This window comes from Brevibacterium iodinum ATCC 49514, assembly GCF_900169265.1.
GTDB classification, from domain to species: domain Bacteria; phylum Actinomycetota; class Actinomycetes; order Actinomycetales; family Brevibacteriaceae; genus Brevibacterium; species Brevibacterium iodinum.
This window is the reverse complement of sequence record NZ_FXYX01000018.1, coordinates 34,608-52,467: the sequence shown is the minus strand read 5'-3', so window position 1 is coordinate 52,467 and position 17,860 is coordinate 34,608. Positions and strand designations below refer to the sequence as shown.

The 17,860-nt window shown below is 65.4% G+C and carries 17 protein-coding genes; 9 read left to right on the top strand and 8 right to left on the bottom strand.

Going from position 1 to position 17,860, the window contains the following annotated elements; translation table 11 throughout:
- Positions 1 to 10 precede the first annotated feature (10 nt).
- Positions 11 to 931: a 1,4-dihydroxy-2-naphthoyl-CoA synthase gene (locus BI49514_RS12170; protein WP_101546793.1), complete on the bottom strand. Its 921-nt coding sequence runs from the start codon at positions 929 to 931 to the stop codon at positions 11 to 13.
- A 111-nt stretch (positions 932 to 1,042) separates the two neighbouring features.
- Between BI49514_RS12170 and BI49514_RS12165 the strand changes: the two genes are divergently transcribed.
- Complete coding sequence (locus tag BI49514_RS12165; protein WP_101546792.1) at positions 1,043 to 2,203, top strand: o-succinylbenzoate synthase; 1,161 nt, start codon at positions 1,043 to 1,045, stop codon at positions 2,201 to 2,203.
- A gap of 37 nt (positions 2,204 to 2,240) precedes the next feature.
- On the opposite strand, the gene BI49514_RS12160 is transcribed toward BI49514_RS12165, so the two are convergent.
- Positions 2,241 to 2,933, bottom strand: a complete 693-nt coding sequence (locus tag BI49514_RS12160; RefSeq protein ID WP_101546791.1) for a hypothetical protein — start codon at positions 2,931 to 2,933, stop codon at positions 2,241 to 2,243.
- A gap of 15 nt (positions 2,934 to 2,948) precedes the next feature.
- Positions 2,949 to 4,460, bottom strand: a complete 1,512-nt coding sequence (locus BI49514_RS12155) for an alpha/beta hydrolase (RefSeq protein WP_101546790.1) — start codon at positions 4,458 to 4,460, stop codon at positions 2,949 to 2,951.
- Positions 4,461 to 4,519: 59 nt separating this feature from the next.
- On the opposite strand from BI49514_RS12155, the gene menD reads away from it, so the two are divergent.
- The 3 genes from menD (at position 4,520) to BI49514_RS12140 (ending at position 6,978) form a co-directional block, all read left to right on the top strand.
- Positions 4,520 to 6,316, top strand: a complete 1,797-nt coding sequence (gene menD, locus BI49514_RS12150) for a 2-succinyl-5-enolpyruvyl-6-hydroxy-3-cyclohexene-1-carboxylic-acid synthase (protein ID WP_244195036.1) — start codon at positions 4,520 to 4,522, stop codon at positions 6,314 to 6,316.
- Between the two features lie 146 nt (positions 6,317 to 6,462).
- Positions 6,463 to 6,723, top strand: coding sequence for a type II toxin-antitoxin system Phd/YefM family antitoxin (locus BI49514_RS12145; RefSeq protein WP_101546818.1), 261 nt, complete (start codon positions 6,463 to 6,465; stop codon positions 6,721 to 6,723).
- Entirely contained in the window at positions 6,724 to 6,978 is a 255-nt protein-coding gene (locus BI49514_RS12140) for a Txe/YoeB family addiction module toxin (protein ID WP_101546789.1), read from the top strand.
- 103 nt (positions 6,979 to 7,081) lie between these two features.
- Here BI49514_RS12140 and BI49514_RS12135 read toward each other — a convergent pair whose 3' ends face one another.
- Positions 7,082 to 8,452, bottom strand: coding sequence for an isochorismate synthase (locus BI49514_RS12135; RefSeq protein ID WP_101546788.1), 1,371 nt, complete (start codon positions 8,450 to 8,452; stop codon positions 7,082 to 7,084).
- Positions 8,453 to 8,534: 82 nt separating this feature from the next.
- Here BI49514_RS12135 and BI49514_RS12130 point away from each other — a divergent pair, with 82 nt between their 5' ends.
- From BI49514_RS12130 to BI49514_RS12115, 4 genes are all read left to right on the top strand, one after another.
- Positions 8,535 to 9,263 (top strand): demethylmenaquinone methyltransferase, encoded by a 729-nt coding sequence (locus BI49514_RS12130; protein ID WP_101546817.1) that lies wholly within the window; start codon positions 8,535 to 8,537, stop codon positions 9,261 to 9,263.
- Between the two features lie 2 nt (positions 9,264 to 9,265).
- The gene (locus BI49514_RS12125) at positions 9,266 to 10,567 is read left to right on the top strand and encodes a geranylgeranyl reductase family protein (protein WP_101546787.1); all 1,302 of its coding nucleotides are present in this window, start codon (positions 9,266 to 9,268) and stop codon (positions 10,565 to 10,567) included.
- A gap of 97 nt (positions 10,568 to 10,664) precedes the next feature.
- Positions 10,665 to 11,675, top strand: coding sequence for a polyprenyl synthetase family protein (locus tag BI49514_RS12120; protein ID WP_101546816.1), 1,011 nt, complete (start codon positions 10,665 to 10,667; stop codon positions 11,673 to 11,675).
- Positions 11,676 to 11,744: 69 nt separating this feature from the next.
- Positions 11,745 to 12,812, top strand: coding sequence for a permease (locus BI49514_RS12115; RefSeq protein WP_101546786.1), 1,068 nt, complete (start codon positions 11,745 to 11,747; stop codon positions 12,810 to 12,812).
- A 42-nt stretch (positions 12,813 to 12,854) separates the two neighbouring features.
- On the opposite strand, the gene BI49514_RS12110 is transcribed toward BI49514_RS12115, so the two are convergent.
- The 4 genes from BI49514_RS12110 to rarD form a co-directional block, all read right to left on the bottom strand.
- Positions 12,855 to 13,598: a hypothetical protein gene (locus BI49514_RS12110; RefSeq protein WP_101546785.1), complete on the bottom strand. Its 744-nt coding sequence runs from the start codon at positions 13,596 to 13,598 to the stop codon at positions 12,855 to 12,857.
- A complete protein-coding gene (locus tag BI49514_RS12105; RefSeq protein ID WP_101546784.1) occupies positions 13,595 to 14,506 on the bottom strand; it encodes an ABC transporter ATP-binding protein in 912 nt (303 codons plus the stop codon). The genes BI49514_RS12110 and BI49514_RS12105 overlap by 4 nt, the downstream gene beginning before the upstream one ends.
- A gap of 3 nt (positions 14,507 to 14,509) precedes the next feature.
- Entirely contained in the window at positions 14,510 to 14,911 is a 402-nt protein-coding gene (locus BI49514_RS12100) for a GntR family transcriptional regulator (protein WP_101546783.1), read from the bottom strand.
- A 185-nt stretch (positions 14,912 to 15,096) separates the two neighbouring features.
- Entirely contained in the window at positions 15,097 to 16,008 is a 912-nt protein-coding gene (gene rarD / locus BI49514_RS12095; RefSeq protein ID WP_101546782.1) for an EamA family transporter RarD, read from the bottom strand.
- Between the two features lie 179 nt (positions 16,009 to 16,187).
- Between rarD and BI49514_RS12090 the strand changes: the two genes are divergently transcribed.
- Entirely contained in the window at positions 16,188 to 17,606 is a 1,419-nt protein-coding gene (locus tag BI49514_RS12090; RefSeq protein ID WP_101546781.1) for an FAD-dependent oxidoreductase, read from the top strand.
- Positions 17,607 to 17,860 lie beyond the last annotated feature (254 nt).

Genomic DNA, 17,860 nt, shown 5'->3' with positions numbered 1-17,860 from the left:
AACCGGCCGCTCAGTAGTACCAGGGGAACGGCGACCAGTCGGGATCGCGCTTTTCGAGGAAGGCGTCGCGACCCTCGACCGCCTCGTCGGTCATATAGCCAAGTCGGGTGGCTTCTCCGGCGAAGACCTGCTGGCCGACCAGCCCGTCGTCGACGAGGTTGAAGGCGAACTTGAGCATGCGCTGCGCGTTCGGTGACTTGCCCAGGATCTCCCGCGCCATCTGGAGGGCCGCGGTCTCGAGATCGGCGTGGTCGACGACTTCATTGACGGCTCCCATGTCGGCCATCTCCTGCGCGGAGTAGGTGCGGCCCAGGAAGAAGATCTCACGGGCCTTCTTCTGCCCGACCATCTTCGCCAGGTAGGCGGAACCGTAGCCGGCGTCGTAGGAGCCGACATCGGCATCGGTCTGCTTGAACTTCGCGTGTTCGCGTGAGGCGATCGTCATATCGCAGACGACGTGGAGGCTGTGGCCTCCGCCGGCTGCCCAGCCGGGGACGACGGCGATGACGACCTTCGGCATGGTGCGGATGAGGCGCTGGACCTCGAGGATGTGGAGGCGGCCGGCACGAGCCGGATCGACGCTCTCACGGGTCTCACCGGAGGCGTACTGGTAGCCGGAGCGGCCGCGGATGCGCTGATCGCCGCCGGAGCAGAAGGCCCAACCGCCGTCCTTCTCGCTCGGGCCGTTGCCGGTGAGCAGCACGGCGCCGACGTCGGAGGTCTGGCGAGCATGGTCGAGAGCGCGGTAGAGCTCGTCGACGGTGTGCGGGCGGAAGGCATTGCGGACCTCTGGACGGTCGAAGGCGATGCGCACGCAGCCGATGTCGTTGCCGGTGGCAGGGTCGATGGCCCGGTGGTAGGTGATATCGGTGAAGTCGAACCCGGAGACTTCGCGCCAGGCAGAAGGGTCGAAGATTTCAGAAACCGTCATGGCCCCAGCCTAGCGCTTGGTCGTTGTGGTGCGGTCCGGGGCCGGGCGGCGGACGGTGAGGTTCCGAACGGCAGGCAGCGTTGGCCGGGGCGGCGGGGTTAGTCTGGGCTCATGGCCGATTTCGCACGTTCGCACACTGGCGCATTGGACTCAGAGGCTCCGGCTGCCGCACCTCTTGATCTGCCGCAACGCTTCGATGAGGTCATCGAGGACCTGCATGTGGTGCGGCTGCCGATGGTCACCCGGTTCCGGGGGATCACGGAGCGGGAAGTGGCGCTGTTCACCGGCCCTTCCGGGTGGGCGGAGTTCTCCCCTTTCGTCGAATACGGCACCGAGGAGGCCAGCCGGTGGCTGCGCGCCTCCCTCGAATTCTCCGGGCTGATCCCGCAGACAACCGCCCTCGCCGAGGCGGCCCCCTCCACCGTTCCCGTGCGCGGTTCCAGTCCGGCCGTGGCGGAGGCGGGGACGAGCGGTGAGACCGTCGACGTCAACGGCACCCTGCCCGCCTGTCCACCCGATCAGGTCGCACCGATCCTGTCGCGCTATGACCGGGTCGGCACCGTCAAGGCGAAGGTCGCCGAGCACGGATTCGCCTCCCTCGACGAGGATCTGACACGCCTGCGGGAATTCCGCAGGCTCTGCCCCGAGACGACGCTGCGCCTGGACGCGAATGCCGGATACACGCTCAGCGAGGCCCTTCAAGCTTGTGAGGCATTTGCCGAGTTCGACCTCCAATACTTCGAACAGCCGGTGCCCGAGGTCGAGCAGCTGGCCGAACTGCGCGATGAGCTCGCCCGAAGAGGACTGCCGATCGTCATCGCCGCCGACGAATCCATCCGCAAAGCCGAGGACCCGCTGCGCGTGGCCGAACTCGGAGCCGCCGAAGTCATCATCGTCAAGGTCCAACCGCTGGGCGGGATCGGCGCCGCCCTCGACGTCATTGGCGCTTCGGGCCTGCCCGCCGTCGTGTCCTCGGCTCTCGAGTCATCCGTCGGCCTGGCCGCCGGAGCCGAACTCGCCGCCAGACTGCCTCGCACCGACCGCAGCCTGGACATCCTCGGTGATCGGGTGGCCTGCGGTCTGGGCACCGGGCGCCTCTTCACCGCCGATGTCGTCGCCGAGGACGAGGCCCTGACTCCGGTCGACGGCGCCATCCCGGTCACGCGAATCGTCCCGGACCCTGACCGCCTGCAGCAGCTGGCGGTGGATCCGGGACGATTCGCATGGTGGGCCGACCGGCTCCAGAGCTGCTGGAGCGCTCTGCGCGGTTGAGTCGATTCTGCCTGAACCGGACCGGGGCTGAACTGAGTCAGCCGGCTTTCTTCACAGACTCGACGAAAGCGTCAGCGGCATTCGTCACTGTCGCTTCTTCGACATCAGCGACGTTTGTCACAGCGACAAGGCTGTTGTCGACACGTGCGGCGACGTACTGAATCTCGGTGGCGGTCTGACCTCCGGTTTCGACTGAGGCGACGATTCCGGCGGTCTCATCGGCTCCGGCCACATCGGGGTCAGAAGCTTTCATCTTCACCTGCATTTCGAGGCCAGCGGTCGTCAACTTCACATCGCTGCACTCTTCGGCGACCTTCTCGGTTCCGTCGAGCTGCGTCTGCGCATCGTCGACGCTGTCGAAGCTGGAGAGGCCCGCGGACAGAACATTGTCGTTTGAGGCCCCTGCCACACTTGTGCCGCCCTGGACGAGCTTCGAATTGATCAGGTTGAGAGTGATGTCCTTGCACTTGGCAGGCTCGAACTTCGAACTTTCCAGGGCTTTGGCCATTTCGCCGGTGGCGCCGCCCTCTTTGAATGACTGACCCTCAGCCTGAGTCGATTCGAAGATCTCCTTGAGCTGGGCTTCGTCGAGCTTCTCGGCTTCCGGCTGAGCCTCGGCGGCCGACGAGGATCCGCCGTCGGCAGTTTGGTCCGGCTCGCCTCCTCCGCCAGTGCAGCCGGCGAGGGAGAGTCCGGCGACGAGAGCGATGGCTAGGAGAATGCGGTTCATTGCGTGCCTCTCTGGTCAGCGTTCCGAGGAATCAGCGGCCGATTCGCGACCGCTCTCAATATAAACGCCAGCGTGCTCATGCGTCGTTTCTCCGGGCAATTGATCTGGATCATCGACTGTGGACCGCCCTTCGTCGACCGGCGCCGAGGCGATCCTGACCGTGGTCACCTCGTCCTGTCCCAGCGTGGCGAAGTGAGCGGTGCGCTTTCCGGGGATGATCGGATCGTGCATGGCCGCGGCCAGGCGACCGGTGAATGTCAGCCGCCCTTTCTTGTCGGCCTTCTGCTGATAGGCATTGTCCCCGCTGGGACCGGACACGCTGATGTCGTAGCGGCGGCCGGGATCGAAGAGACCGGGAGTGCGCACACGGAAGCTGCCGGTCCCGGTCAGAGAGAAGCCGGCGGCGCTGACGGCATCGAAGCGCACCACCTGCGCGCGACGACGAGAGATCTCCACCCGCCACCCGTGGATGTCGAAGAGGGCATGGCCGGTGAGGAAGGTGAACTGTCCGCCATCGGCCACGCGATCTGTCCGACGGCGATCCGAACTCGCATAGTTGCGCCGCTTGGCGAGGGTCTTCAGCCACGCCCCGAGTTCCCGTTCCCAGCTGGTCCAGTTGTGCAGGCCGCTGGTGCGCGGAAACCAGGAATGGCGGATGCCGAGGGAGTTGAGACGGGCGGAGAAGCGCTCGCCCTGCGAGCTGATCATCGACTCCAACAGGTCGCGATCCTTCGCCCCTTCGAGGCTGCCGGAACCGGCGCTGAACCACAGGTCGACGCCGCGGAGGTTCTCGGCCAGAGCGTATGGGGAATTCGCCAGCCATTCGCTGCGGTCGAGAGCGGGATCGCCGAACAGGCTCAGTGATCGCGCGCCTTCGCGCATCGCGATGATGTCGAAGGCGGGCACGGTCGACAGAGGATCCAGAGGAGAGGAGAACGCGGCGGACGATCCGTACCTGTCGGGATGCCAGGCCGAGTACTTCATCGCCCCGTACCCGCCCATCGACAGCCCCGCCACCAGCTGGCCGGCAGGCGCCCAGTCGACGGAGAAGTTCGCCTTGAGGAACGCTGGGATCTCCTCGGTATGAAATCGCGGCCAATCGTGGACCTCGCTGCCAACAGCCAGACGCGAATAGGTTCCTGCCCCGCCGTCGGGCATGACGACGAGGTACGGGGAGTCGAGGGTGAGCTCCTCGGCGGAACCGAAATCCGTCCATGAGCGGAAATCATCGCCGCCTCCGTGGAAGAGGTGGATGACGGGGCTGACCTCGGCCGGAATCCCCGGCAGCAGCACACGCACGCCGACGGTGCGCCCGAGCGCGGGGGAGTAGAGGAAGAATTCGCGCAGCCTCGGCGAGAGTTTCCGTTTGTCCCTGATATGCCAGGTCCGGGCATCCTTGCCACGGGGTTCGGGGCCGAGGAAGGAGGTGGTCTGGTCGCGAGCGGGATAGCGTCCGCGATGGGAGCGGGCCGCGGTCAGAGTGCGGATGGCTCGTGCTCCCATCGCAATGATCAACGAGCGGCGCATTTCTCGAGGTTAGAGGGCGGAGGTGAACCACAGGTGGTCAGGTGGTTGAATATCAGGTGATGTCGAATTCGAGCGCGGTGGCGCAGCAGATTGCCCGAAGCCTGGTCCATGCCGGGGCCAGTGATGTCGTCTTCGCCCCCGGTTCGCGGTCCGCCCCCTTGGTCTATGCTCTGGCTCCGCTCGCCGAGGCGGGGCTCATCCGCGCTCATGTGCGCGTCGATGAGCGTGATGCCGCCTTCCTCGCCCTCGGCCTGTCCCGAGGTCTGCGTGCGCGCGGCAGTGAGTCCGCCGTGGCGGTCGTGACGACGTCCGGCTCGGCCGTCGCCAATCTCCATCCCGCCGTCCTCGAGGCCTCGTACGGGCACCTGCCGCTGCTGGCACTCACCGCGGATCGTCCCGCTCGGCTGCGTGGCACCGGAGCCAACCAGACCATCGACGACCAGTCGCAGGTGCTCAGCGATGTGCGTGCCCGCTTTGACATCCCCGCCGGCGACACTGCGGAGGCGGTCCACCGAGCGATGTCAGACGCCGTGGCCGCAGCATTGGGATCACGCAGGGACACCGTTACCGAGGCAGCCGGCCCCGTCCAATTCAATGTGCAGTTCGACACCCCCTTGGTTCCCACCCCGGAGGAGTTGGACACGTGGAACAGCGAGATCAAGGGGCTTGCCGAGACCCGAGTCGCGAATGCCGAGCCCCGCATCAAGGAAACGGAAGACATCGGCGCAGGGAACGATTCGCAGACGTCTGTCGAAGTCACGATCACCGAGGGGACGGTCATCGTCGCCGGAGACGCCGGAGGGCATTCGGCCGAATCGTTGCGTGCGCTCGCTGAAGTTCACCGTCTTCCGGTGCTTGCCGAACCCTCGAGTCCTCTGGCCCGCACCGCTGTTGATTCGAAGGAATCCTCGACTTCCGGATCATCCGAACCCTCGACGGTCGTGCCGGCTCATGCCCGTGTGCTCAGCGAACACCCCGAGCTGCGCGAGGCGATCCGCACCGTCATCGTCCACGGAAAACCGACGCTGACCAGGCCAGTCGCCGCGCTGCTCGCCGACGAAACCGTGACCGTGCAGTGCATTCCCGATGCCGTCGATGCATTCGACCTGCCCGTCCGCGACGAGAGGACCGTCGCGGACGACGGGAGGGCTGCGGGCGAGACGCAGGGCGCCGCCGCCTCGGGGCTGACCTGGGTGCGCGCCTGGATCGACGCCGGGACGCCCCTGGTTGCTGCTGCACGAACAGAGAGGTCTGCGGTACGGTCCCCGGAACCGGGCAGTGGAGAGAACCCGGAGGCCGCCTCGGCGAGGGATTTCCAGGCGACCGCACGGACGGTCACTGAGCATTTGGCCGCCCAGGACATCACTCTCTTCGTTGCCAGCTCGAACTCCGTGCGCTATCTCAGCGACGCCACCGACATCCGCGCCCGCATCCACGCCTCACGCGGACTCGCCGGAATCGACGGACTGATCTCGACGGCGACAGGACTGTCGCTGGGTCTGGGGGAGCCGGTCGTCCTGCTCATCGGTGATATCGCCATGCTCCACGACATCGGCGGACTGCTCACCCCGAGCGCCGAGGATGCCGGGGAGGTGACGATCGTCGTGCTCAACGACGACGGGGGAGCGATCTTCTCCGGACTCGAACATTCCCAGCCCCATCTCGGAGGTTTCCTGGAACGATATTTCACCGTGCCCCACGGTCGCGGTTTCGCCGACTTCGCTGCAGGATACGGATGGGACCACGAACGGGTGACCAGCGCAGAGGAATTCGAAACGACCCTGAGCCAGATCGACGGACGGCGAAACGTACAGGCTCGCCGGATCATCGAGGTGACCGTACCGCAGCAGCAGTAGGATCGTCCGCGGTTCGGAGCCCCGGGTCGGCCGGCGCTTGCCTTCGCCGACGGGACTCACGACCACTCAGGAGCTTGAGTGACTGTTCGACGCTGATAGTGGTACCATAAATGAGTACAACTCGTGCGAAGGTGGAGGTCGTCATCATGTCCATCAGCGCAAGCGAGGCGCGCAAGACCCTGTTCCCCCTCATCGAGCGAGTGAATGAGGACCGTGATGCAGTCGAGATAGTCTCTCGCAAGGGCAATGCCGTCCTGATGCCGGCCGACGAGTACGCCGCTTGGCAGGAGACCGCTTACCTTTTCCGCTCGCCGGCCAATGCCCGCCGCCTGCTCGATGCCTACGACCGTGCCCGAGGTGGAAAGGTTGAGGTTCACGACCTTGATCGCTCGGACGAGGAAGCTTGAGTGCGTCTGGACTGGGACGAGTCGGCCTGGGAGGACTACAAGCACTGGCAGACTGCCGACCGGAAGACTCTGAAGCGCATCAATACGCTCATCGACGCCTGCCTGCGTGAACCGTTCTCCGGGATAGGCAAGCCCGAACAGCTGAAGTACGGAGCGCCGGGCGCGTGGTCGCGGCGCATCACCGCAGAGCACCGACTGGTCTATCTCGCAGACGACCAGGACCTGGTGATTCTTCAGGCCCGTTATCACTACTGAATCAACTGCGCTCCGCGTGGGCACACGGAGCGCCTCACCGGTCGACCTCTTCTCATCTTCGCCGACCGGGCCCGCGACAATGCCGGAGAGTTCCGGTGAACGGTCAGTCTCGGTCGAGACCGAGCGCCCGACGCATCGGAGCCAGCTTCGCGTTCGTCTCGGCCACCTCCGTGACGGGATCCGAATCCGGCATGATCCCGGCACCGGCATACAGTCGGATGCGGTTGCGGTCCTCGAGCTGGCCGCAGCGCAGGGCGATGCCGAACTGGCCGTTGCCGCGCCCGTCCATCCATCCGACGGGGCCGGAGTAGCGGCCGCGGTCGAGGGGTTCGAGCTCATCGACGTGTGCCACGGCGCTCGCCTGCGGGTAGCCGCCGACGGCGGCAGTGGGGTGGACCGATGCGGCGACGTCGAGGGCGGTGAGCCCGGAATCGGGGGAGAGGTTCGCCTGCGCATCGGACGCCGAATGGATGACATTGGCCAAAGGCAGCAGGTGAGGGCGCTCATCGACGGTGACATCCTCGGCGACCGAACCCAGACTGCGCTGCAGGGAGGCGATGGCGAACGCATGTTCGGTGCTGTCCTTGTGCGCGCTCAGCAGCTTCCGAGCCGCCGGCATTTCCTCCATCGGGTTGTTCTCCACCCGGTAGGTTCCGGCCAGCACTCGTGAGGTCACTCTGTTGTTCTCGACCCCGATGAGCAGCTCCGGGGTCGACCCGATGAGGCCGGCGATGTCGAAGGTCCAGCAGCTCGGGTAGCTGCGGTTGAGTGCCCCGAGCACCGCACGCACGTCGATGTCCTCTTCGGTGGTGACGACTTCGTCGCGGGCGAGGACGATCTTGCGCAGAGTCGGATCATCCGAGAACGCGTCCACCTCCGCCGAGTTGTCGATCGGAGTGAGCATGGCAGCGACCTGTTCGACGAGCCGGGACCACTTGTCGGGATCGAGCTCCCCGGTCTCGGCCCGGGCCGAGTGCACGCGCTGCAGCGGCTCGGCATGGAGGATCGGCGGCAGAGGAGGCTCCTCGGCCGCCGAGATCGAGGTCAGCCACACGCGGCCGCCGCGGCGGCCGAGAACGAATTCGGGGACATGGATGATCGAATCGACCGCTGATTCCCCCGAATAGGCGACCGTGGCAAAGCACATGAGTCCGGAACCGAGCAGATCGACCTCATCCTCGACCGCAGCCGCCTCGGTGATGGCCTTCCACGCATCCGAGAGTTCGGTGAACCTTTCGGGGCCGCGGGCCCGGATGCGCAGAGTGCGGCCGAAGCCGATGAGGCCGGAGGTGTCACGGACCCAGCAGGAGAAGCCGTCGGTGGGCAGCAACTCGAGCGTCTGCTCCACGGTCGTGGGCAGACCCGATTCGAAGGGGAAGCCGGGCCCGGGATCGACGTCGTCGACGAAACGGGACCGCACATGCAGGCGCGGAGGGGCGGAGAGGATGTCGGAAGTGCCGAAAGTCGTAGTCATGTCGCCACGATTCTAGTTGAGGATCGCGAGTAGCAGGGATCTGGATTCGCCCTCCCGGTTCAGGTGTTGAGAGAATATGGTCATGAACCGTGCCAAGCTGGACAAACAGCCCGCAGACGTCGCGTCGATGTTCGACGATGTCGCCTCCCGCTACGACCTCACGAACGACGTCCTCTCCTTGGGCTTCGCCCGTGCCTGGAGGCGCACCGTGGCCCATTCCGTGGCCGCCGGGCCCGGTGAGCGCGTGCTCGACCTGGCTGCCGGCACCGGCACCTCCTCGATGACGTTCACCCACCACGGCGCCGAGGTGGTGGCCGGGGACATCTCCACGGGGATGCTCGCCGAGGGACGCCGTCGGCACCCGCAGATCGACTTCATCTACGCCGATGCGATGGACCTGCCTTTCGCCGATACGAGCTTCGACGTCGTCACGATCTCCTTCGGCATCCGCAACGTCCACGATGTCGACCTGGCGCTGAGCGAGATGCTGCGCGTGCTCAAGCCCGGCGGACGTCTCGTGATCTGCGAATTCTCCACTCCGACGCTCGATGCCTTCAGCCTCGTGTACAAGGAGTACCTGATGAGAGCCCTGCCGCCGCTGGCCCGTGCCGTGTCGTCGAACCCCGAGGCCTATGTCTACCTGGCCGAGTCGATCCGTGCCTGGCCGAACCAGGACGCCTTCGCCCACCAGATCCTCGACGCCGGCTTCGACCAGGTGAAGTACCGCAACCTCACCGGCGGAATCGTCGCAGTCCACCATGCCCTCAAACCCACCGAGGCGGCAGGCGCCACGGAGCCGACCCAGCCTTGACGATGAATGAGTTCGATGCCGAAGTCGTCGTCGTCGGTGCCGGCCCGGCCGGCTCGGCGATCGGCGCCTACCTCGCCCAAGCCGGGCACGAGGTCATCATCCTGGAGAAGTCCGGATTCCCGCGCGACAAGATCTGCGGCGACGCCCTGACCCCGCGTGCGGTGAAAGAAGCCGGCTACCTCGGAATGGACCTGCCGGAATCCGACGGCTGGCACAGGAACAAGGGGCTGCGGCTCATCGGCGGTGGCCACCGGCTCGAACTCGACTGGCCCGAGATCGACGGCACCCCGAACTATGGGGTGACCCGCCCACGGATGAGCATGGACGAGGCCTTCGCTCGTCATGCCCAGCGCAGCGGCGCCCGGCTCTTCGAACAGGTTCGCGCCATGTCCCCGGACGTGGGCGACGACGGGTGGATCCGCGGCGTCCACGCCTCCGGAACAGATCACCGCGGTCGCCGAGTGGGGCCCGAGGCCCACTTCCGGGCACCGATCGTCATTGCCGCCGACGGAGTCTCCTCCCGCCTGGCCGTGTCGATGGGGCTGGAGAAGCGCGACGACCGTCCGATGGGAATCGCCGCCCGCGCCTATCACACGACGCCACGGCATGCCGATGACTACATCGAATCCTGGGTGGAGATGCGGTCGACGAATGCGGCCGGGGAATCCGAGACCCTGCCCGGATACGGGTGGATCTTCCCCCTCGGCGACGGCACGGTGAACATCGGTGCCGGACTGCTCGACTCCTCGCCCCAGTTCAAATCCGTGGATCTGCGCGGAATGATGAACCAGTGGATCGCGGACATGGGCCACGAGTGGGGCATTGACGAAACCACCTCGCTGGGTCCGATCAAATCCGCGGCCCTGCCGATGGCCTTCAACCGCACACCGCACTTCCACCGTGGTCTGCTGCTCGTCGGCGACTCCGGCGGAATGGTCAACCCGTTCAACGGCGAAGGCATCGACTACGCGCTGGAATCCGCGCGCATCGCCGCCGAGGTGATCTCCACATATTCGCGCTACCCGCAGTCCGTGATGCGTCGCCGGTTGGAGGAGTACCCTGCTCTGCTCGGAGACTCCCTGGGCGGGTACTTCACATTGGGACGCGTTTTCGCCTCGATCATCGGCCATCCTGCGCTCATGCAGTTCGGAATCAAGTACGGTATGGGTGTTGACGTTGTGATGGAGTTCGTCGTCAAATTGTTGGCGAACCTCTACCGCGACCCGAAGGTCTCCGAGGCCGATCTCATCGACAGGGTGATCTCCGCCCTGACCCGAATCGTCCCGGCCACCAGCAATGTCTGAGCGCAGGGACGAGGACGCTGAGACCACAGTGAAGAACTCTGAGCGCAAGGGCGAGGACAACGGCATGCCGAGAACGACTACGACGAATGACGAGGACATGAGCCACCTAGCCTCTCCGGCCACCTTCACCGGTGACGACGCCCAGCTCGCGGCGGAGATCTCGATTCAGTTGGAAACCGTGGAGGCCCGTCTCTACGAGGTCACCGAACAGACGCGGAGACTGCCGGACGAGACATCGAAGCATCTGCTGGCCGCCGGCGGAAAACGCGCCCGCCCGAACCTCGTGCTGCTGACCGCCCGCCTCGGAGATGCGCAGAACGAGGACATCGTCGATGCTGCCGTCGCCGTCGAACTCATCCACCTCGCATCGCTGTACCACGACGATGTCATGGATGATGCTCCCGTGCGGCGCGGTGCGAAGGCCGCCCACGAGGTGTGGGGCAATTCGGTGGCGATCCTCACCGGAGACCTGCTCTTCTCCAAGGCTTCCGGGGTGACCGCGAAGCTCGGACCCGAGGCCGTGCGCATCCAGGCCGAGACCTTTGAACGACTCGTCCTCGGTCAGCTCAACGAATTCGCCGGTCCTCCCGAGGGCGCCGACGAGATCGAACACTACATTCAGGTGCTCGCCGACAAGACGGGTTCGCTCATCGCCACCTCGGCGCGGTTCGGGATCATGTTCTCCGGCGCCGATGCGAACCTGGCCGAACCCGTGCGGGTCTTCGGCGAACGCGTCGGTGTGGCCTTCCAGCTCGCCGACGACATCATCGATCTGACCACGACATCATCGGAGTCAGGGAAGACTCCGGGCACGGATCTGCGCGAACGCGTTCCCACCCTGCCCGTGCTCTATGTGCGTGCCGCCGCGGCTGAGGGTGATGAGTCCGCCGCCGAGGTGGTCCGACTGCTCGACGCCGACCTCGATTCCGATGAGGCCCTGGAAGCTGCGCGTGCAGCACTGGCCGCCCATCCCGTGACCGAGCGGGCCCGCACCGAGGCGGCCCGCTGGGCCGAGGAGTCCAAGGCCGCGTTGGCACCGCTGCCCGACGGCCGGGTGAAGGAGGCGCTGTTCGCCTTCGCCGATTCCGTCGTCTCCCGCAGCTCCTGATCTCGTTCCCTCTGCCATCTCTCTCCTGCTTCACCGCCGTTTCGGCATGAGCGCAAAGGACCTACCGCGATGACGCACACCCAGCCTTCGGCACCGGTGAGGACTCCACAGAGGCTCGGCGCCGCCGATTGGATCGGGCTGGGTGTGCTCGCACTGCTGCTCGTGGTGGGCCTGAGCTGGTCGAAATGGCTGCCGTACTGGGACAAGGCATGGACGCTGAGCAAGACCTCGCTGTGGGATGGTGCTCCTCTCTTCGACGCCGCGGGGGACACGGTGTCGCTGTCGGGGGCGTGGGACTTCACGCTCGTGTACTTCACCGCCGTGTGGAAAGCGCTGCTGGTGGCACTGCTCGTCGCGGCGGCCATCGACGCACTGGTGCCGCGTGACTGGCTGCTGAAGCTGCTCAACCGCCGCAGCCACACCGGTCAATCCCTCGTGGGTGCCGCCTTGTCGATGCCGTCGATGATGTGCACCTGCTGTGCGGCACCGGTGGCCGCAGGCCTGCGGGACTCGGGTGTGCGCCGTTCGGCCGCTCTTGCCTATTGGGTGGGCAATCCGCTGCTCAACCCCGCTGTCATCATCTTCTTGGCCCTCGTCCTGCCGTGGCAGTACATGGCGGTACGCATCGTCTTCGCGCTCCTCGTCGCGGTCGGTGCCGCCGCGCTCATCGGACGGTGGGTGAACGGCCCCGCCGAGGTGGCACCGGAGCCCGCACCCGCCTCGGCGAATCTGCTGTCTCTGCCCGTGCGCTATCTGCGGTCCTTGGCCAGGTTCACCCTCATCCTCGTGCCCGAACACCTCGCGCTCGTCTTCGTCATCGGACTCATCGCACCGTGGCTGACCGGTGTCTTCGGGCTCGAAGCCCAATTGGGTGCCGGTGCCGTCCTCATCGTGGCGGTTGTGGCGACCCTATTGGTCATCCCCACCGGCGGAGAGATCCCGATCATCCTCACGCTGCTGCCCCTCGGCGTCGGCGCCGGCATCACCGGTGCGATGCTCATCGCACTGCCGGCGCTGAGCATCCCGTCGATGGTGATGGTCGGCAAAGCGATGGGATGGAGGACGACGGCAGCGATGGGTGCGGCCGTCGCCGCCTCAGCGGTGCTGGCCGGGGGAGCGCTTGCGGTCCTGAGCTGAACATCGGCACGGTTCGGCCGCCTCGGCGAGGGTGTCAGCAGATCACGTCGTCAGGCGACGCAGGGTGAGGTACGAGCCGAGCGCGAAGACCACGGAGAGGCCGAACGCCCAGAGCGCAAGTCCGATCGCTTGCGCATCTGCGAACCACATCCACACCTCGGGCCAGGCCCGGTTGAAGCTTACCCAAGCAGCACCGGCCAGCAGGATCAGGACGATGGCGATGATGGAGGCCGTGAGGATGAGTGCCCCGAACCGCTTGTTGACGATCGCGAACCAGAAACCGAGCACGAACCACAGCATCGTGAGCACGAAGTAGATGAATCCGGCGGCGAACGGTCCGTGTTCCCACACCCACGGCAGGTAGGCGAAGTACCCGTTGATGCCGTAGCCTTCGGTGGACTGTTCGATGAGTCCGAGCAGGACGAAGGCGGTGGAGATTCCGACGGCGCTGATCGCGGCGGCCAGCAGCGAGCCGAGGTAGAACTCCCTGCGGGTGAGACTCATGGCCTGGGAGAAATAGAATGTCAGGTTCATCGCCTGGGCTCCGACGACGGCGAAGTACCACAGCGGTCCCTGCGATCCTCCGCTGTACATCGGCGAGTCCACGCCGGAGGAGGCGATGATCCAGTAGACGATGAGAGTGATCAGCCACATCCCGACGAGGACGAGGAGCGGCACCCAGACGAAGGTCTGCGTATTCGTGAACTGGAGACGGACGACGCCGAAGGTGCGGTTCTTAGGGCGGGTAACCGGTGCTGATTCGGTGTGTTCGGCGATGGCGGTCATGGCTGCATGCTCCTGACGTCGGTGTCGGATGCGGGTTGGGAGTCCGTCTGTGTGCTGCGAACGATGAGCTGCTGCAGGGAGACGGGAGTGAGGTCGAGGTTAGCGTCGGCGATGAACTCGCGGTCGGTGCGGCTGAGGTGACCGAGCATCGTCACCGAGGCGACCCGGCCGAGTGATTCGCGGTGGATGACTTCGCGGCCCACGGCGAGACGGTTGATCGCATCTGCGTCGCCGACGACGTTGACGGCACGGCTGCGGACCTCCTCGGTGGTCTCATCCATGATGATGCGGCCGCGGTCGATGACGATGACCTTCTCGATAAGATCGGCGACCTCGTCGATGAGGTGGCTCGAGAGCACGACGGTGCGCGGGTGTTCGGCGTAGTCGGAGATGAGTCGGTCGTAGAAGGTCTGGCGGGCCACGGCGTCGAATCCGAGGTAGGGCTCATCGAAGAATGTGATTTCGGCGTGTGAGGCCAAGCCGATGATGACGCCGATGGCTGACTGCTGACCACGTGAGAGCTTCCTGACCATCGTCTTCAGCGGCAGGCGGAAGTCGTCGACGAGCTGTTCGGCGAGATCCTGGTCCCAGTGGGGGAAGAACAAGCGGGCGTTTGCCAGGGCATGTCCGGCGTTGGAATCGTCTGGGTACTTCTGGCTCTCGCGGACGAAGCACATGCGGTTGAGCACGCGGGCGTTCTCATACGGGTCTTCTCCGAAGACTTCGACGTCGCCGCTGGTGGCGAAGTTCTGGGCTGTGAGGATCGACATGAGCGTCGTCTTGCCGGCGCCGTTGCGACCGAGCAGGCCGTAGATCGAATCCTCGTCGATGGTCAGACTGACGTCATTGAGTGCGGTGGTGTTCTTGTACGTCTTGGTGAGGTGGCGGACCTCGACGACGGAGTTCATGGGTCATCCCTTCGCTGCGGTCGGATCGAGTGCTGTGGTCAGGTGGAGTTTTTGGGAGCGCTCTTCGATTAGCGCGATCACGTCCCTCGAGCCCAGGCCGAGCCGGTTGGCCTCGTTCAGCAGGGGAGTGATGAAGTTGTCGGAGAAGGTGGTGCGGTGTTCGTTGATGAGCAGTGCACGGGCACCTTCGGTGACGAACATGCCGATCCCGCGTCGCTTTTCCAGCACGCCCTTGTCGACGAGCCGGTTGATGCCCTTGGCCGCTGTGGCCGGGTTGATGGAGTAGAAACCGGCGAGTTCGTTCGTCGACGGTGCCCGCGAGAGCTCGGGCAGGGTTCCGTTGAGGATCGAGTCCTCGACCTTCTCGGCGATCTGAGTGAACAGGGGTTTGGCGTCGTCGATCACATTCGGCTCCATGTGAGTTGGTTAGTTGCTTAACTAATGAACCATGGTGCCGGCGTTGGTGTCAAGAGCCGGAGACGATCCGAGCGGATAATCCCGGCCCTTACCCCAATTGCTACCTGACGGCGGCTCAGCAACCTCGCGCTGGACTGGGCCGCCGTCAGGTAGCAATAGGGAGGTGTCGGGGGTCAGCGGCGCCGGCTGTGGCGGATCATGTCCGTGCACAACAGGATCACGGCGATCCAGATGACGAAGAACCCGATCCAGCGGGTCATCGACATCATCTCGCCGAGCACCGTGACGCCGAGGGTGAATTGGATGGTCGGAGTGAGGTACTGGAGCATGCCCACCCAGGACAGCGGGATGCGGCGGGCGGCGGCGCTGAAGAGGATGAGCGGGATCGCGGTGGCGGGCCCGGTGATAATGATGACGAAGACGTGCCAGCCGCCGAAGCCGGTGAACGTCTGCAGCCCCAGTGATCCGAGGACGATGAGGTAGATCGCCGAGGGTACGGCGAGGACGAGGCTTTCGACAGTCATGCCTTCGAGGGCGCCGACTCGGCTGCCGACCTTGTTCTTCACCAGCCCGTAGAGGCCGAAGGACAGGGCGACGGTGAAGGCGAGGTAGGGGACTCGGCCGAGGCCGATGCCGACGATGATGACCGCGAGCAGACCGAAGCCCACGGCCGTCCACTGCAGTGGACGCAGCTTCTCACCCAGGAAGACCACGCCCAGACCGATGGAGATGAGCGGGTTGAGGTAGTAGCCGAGTGAGATCTCGAGGAGTTGGTTGGTTTCGACCCCGTAGATGAACGTCGTCCAGTTGATGGCGATGAGCACCGAGGCCAGAAGCAGCAGGCCGAAGAGGCGCGGTGAGCGCAGAATCTGCCACGTGCGCAGGAACCCGCCGGTGAAGACGAGGAGGATGGCGCAGAAGACCAGCGACCAGATGACTCGATGGGAGACGAGTTCGAGGGCGCCGGTGGGGGCTGCGGCGGCGAAGAGCAGCGGCATCATGCCCCACAGCAGGTAGGCGGAGAATCCGTTGATCAGGCCGGCACGGCGGATTGCGCTCTCATCGGGGGCAGGGTTCTGGCTCACATGCTTCAGTCTAGTGAGGGCTGGGCTCGGGGGAGCCGGCGGGACCGCCCGTGAGATGGCAGGGCGGCGAGGGATGCAGTCTGCTGACCAGGCGGCGGTGATGCGAGTTTGGTCACGTCATTGTAAGGATGACCTACATTGACGATAGACTCGGTGGGACTGAACAGAGAGGTGTGAGAATGACTCGTCCCTTCCGGGTGGCCATCGTCGGCGCCGGTCCTGCTGGGATCTACGCGGCCGATCTCATGACAAAGGCGGAGCGTGACTTCGATCTGAGCATCGATCTCTTCGATCGTCTGCCGACTCCCTTCGGGCTCGTCCGCTACGGAGTCGCTCCCGACCACCCGCGGATCAAGGGCATCATCAACGCCCTGATCAAGGTCCTCGACCGAGGCGACATCCGCCTGTTCTCCAATGTCGAGTACGGAGTCGACCTCCACCTCGAAGAGCTCACCGACCGCTATGATGCGGTGATCTTCTCCACCGGCTGCTTCGTCGACGCCGCCCTTGACCTGCCCGGCATCGATCTGCCCGGATCCTACGGCGCCGCGGACTTCGTCAACTGGTACGACTCGCACCCCGACGTCCCGCAGTCCTGGCCGCTGGATGCCGAGCGCGTCGCCGTCATCGGCAACGGCAACGTCGCCCTTGACGTCGCCCGCGTGTTGGCGAAGCAGGCCGACGATATGCACACCACGGAGATCCCCGATCACGTGTACGAAGGACTGAAGTCCTCGAAGGTCACCGATGTCCACATCTTCGGCCGTCGCGGACCTGCTCAGGCGAAGTTCACCCCGCTCGAGCTGCGCGAACTCGGCGCCGTCAAGGACGTCGACCTCATCGTCTATCCGGAGGACTTCGAGTTCGACGAAGGGTCGATGCAGGCGATCGAGTCGAGCAACCAGACCAAGCAGGTCGCGAAGACGCTTACGGACTTCACCATGCGCGAACCCACCGGAGCGAAGCGGCGTCTCCACCTGCACTTCCTGCACTCACCGGCCGCCATCCTCGGCGAGGACAAGGTGACGGGGCTGCGCACCGAACGGATGGAACTCGACGGCTCCGGCGGTGTCAACGGCACCGGCAGCTTCCACGACTGGGAGCTCGACGCTGTCTACCGTGCCGTCGGCTATGCGGGCACTCAGCTGCCGCAGCTGCCTTTCGACGATCGCAAGCGTGTGATCCCGAACCACGAGGGTCGCGTCGTCGACTCCGATGACCAGACCGCGGCCGCCGAGGCCGATGTCGTTCAGGGCGTGTACACCACTGGGTGGATCAAGCGCGGACCCGTCGGGCTCATCGGCCACACGAAGGGCGATGCGCTCGAGACCATCGGCCACATCCTCGACGACCGTGCCGCCGGTGCGCTCACCGATCCGGTGTACCCGGACGAATCGGCCATCATCGAACTCCTCGAATCCAAGGGCGTCGACTACGCCGATTGGGAGGGCTACCACCGCGTCGAGGCCGCTGAGAAGGCTGCCGGCGAGGTCGAGGGACGTGAGCGGATCAAGCTCGCCACCCGTGAAGCCATGCTCGCCGAGGCGCGCGGACACGTCACCGCCGAATCCGTCGGCCAGCCGTCTGCAGGCAGCTGAGGTATGCCACCGGGCGCTCTTCGCGCCGTCGGAGTGTCACACATAGCTGAGGCCTCCCGCGCCGTTCGAGCACCACGCACGACCGTGGCACCTCCCAGGGCTTAGGCATCCTGCACCGTTCGTGCCTTACCCTCCGCTTAGCCTTACTTCCTCCACTCCTGGGGCCATCTGGCACCGGCAGTGCCTTCTCTTCCCGTTGCAACGGGGAGACGAGTCGCTGCCGGCGCCTGATGCTTCCACCGCGTAGAGTCGGA

Coding starts and splice junctions, on each gene's coding strand:
- BI49514_RS12145 (WP_101546818.1), top strand. CDS start 6,463: ATGTCCATCAGCGCAAGCGAGGCGCGCAAGACCCTGTTCCCCCTCATC.
- BI49514_RS12155 (WP_101546790.1), bottom strand. CDS start 4,460: ATGCGCCGCTCGTTGATCATTGCGATGGGAGCACGAGCCATCCGCACT.
- BI49514_RS12115 (WP_101546786.1), top strand. CDS start 11,745: ATGACGCACACCCAGCCTTCGGCACCGGTGAGGACTCCACAGAGGCTC.
- BI49514_RS12090 (WP_101546781.1), top strand. CDS start 16,188: ATGACTCGTCCCTTCCGGGTGGCCATCGTCGGCGCCGGTCCTGCTGGG.
- BI49514_RS12130 (WP_101546817.1), top strand. CDS start 8,535: ATGAACCGTGCCAAGCTGGACAAACAGCCCGCAGACGTCGCGTCGATG.
- BI49514_RS12160 (WP_101546791.1), bottom strand. CDS start 2,933: ATGAACCGCATTCTCCTAGCCATCGCTCTCGTCGCCGGACTCTCCCTC.
- BI49514_RS12105 (WP_101546784.1), bottom strand. CDS start 14,506: ATGAACTCCGTCGTCGAGGTCCGCCACCTCACCAAGACGTACAAGAAC.
- BI49514_RS12125 (WP_101546787.1), top strand. CDS start 9,266: ATGAATGAGTTCGATGCCGAAGTCGTCGTCGTCGGTGCCGGCCCGGCC.
- menD (WP_244195036.1), top strand. CDS start 4,520: ATGTCGAATTCGAGCGCGGTGGCGCAGCAGATTGCCCGAAGCCTGGTC.
- BI49514_RS12120 (WP_101546816.1), top strand. CDS start 10,665: ATGAGCCACCTAGCCTCTCCGGCCACCTTCACCGGTGACGACGCCCAG.
- BI49514_RS12110 (WP_101546785.1), bottom strand. CDS start 13,598: ATGACCGCCATCGCCGAACACACCGAATCAGCACCGGTTACCCGCCCT.
- BI49514_RS12170 (WP_101546793.1), bottom strand. CDS start 931: ATGACGGTTTCTGAAATCTTCGACCCTTCTGCCTGGCGCGAAGTCTCC.
- BI49514_RS12165 (WP_101546792.1), top strand. CDS start 1,043: ATGGCCGATTTCGCACGTTCGCACACTGGCGCATTGGACTCAGAGGCT.
- BI49514_RS12135 (WP_101546788.1), bottom strand. CDS start 8,452: ATGACTACGACTTTCGGCACTTCCGACATCCTCTCCGCCCCTCCGCGC.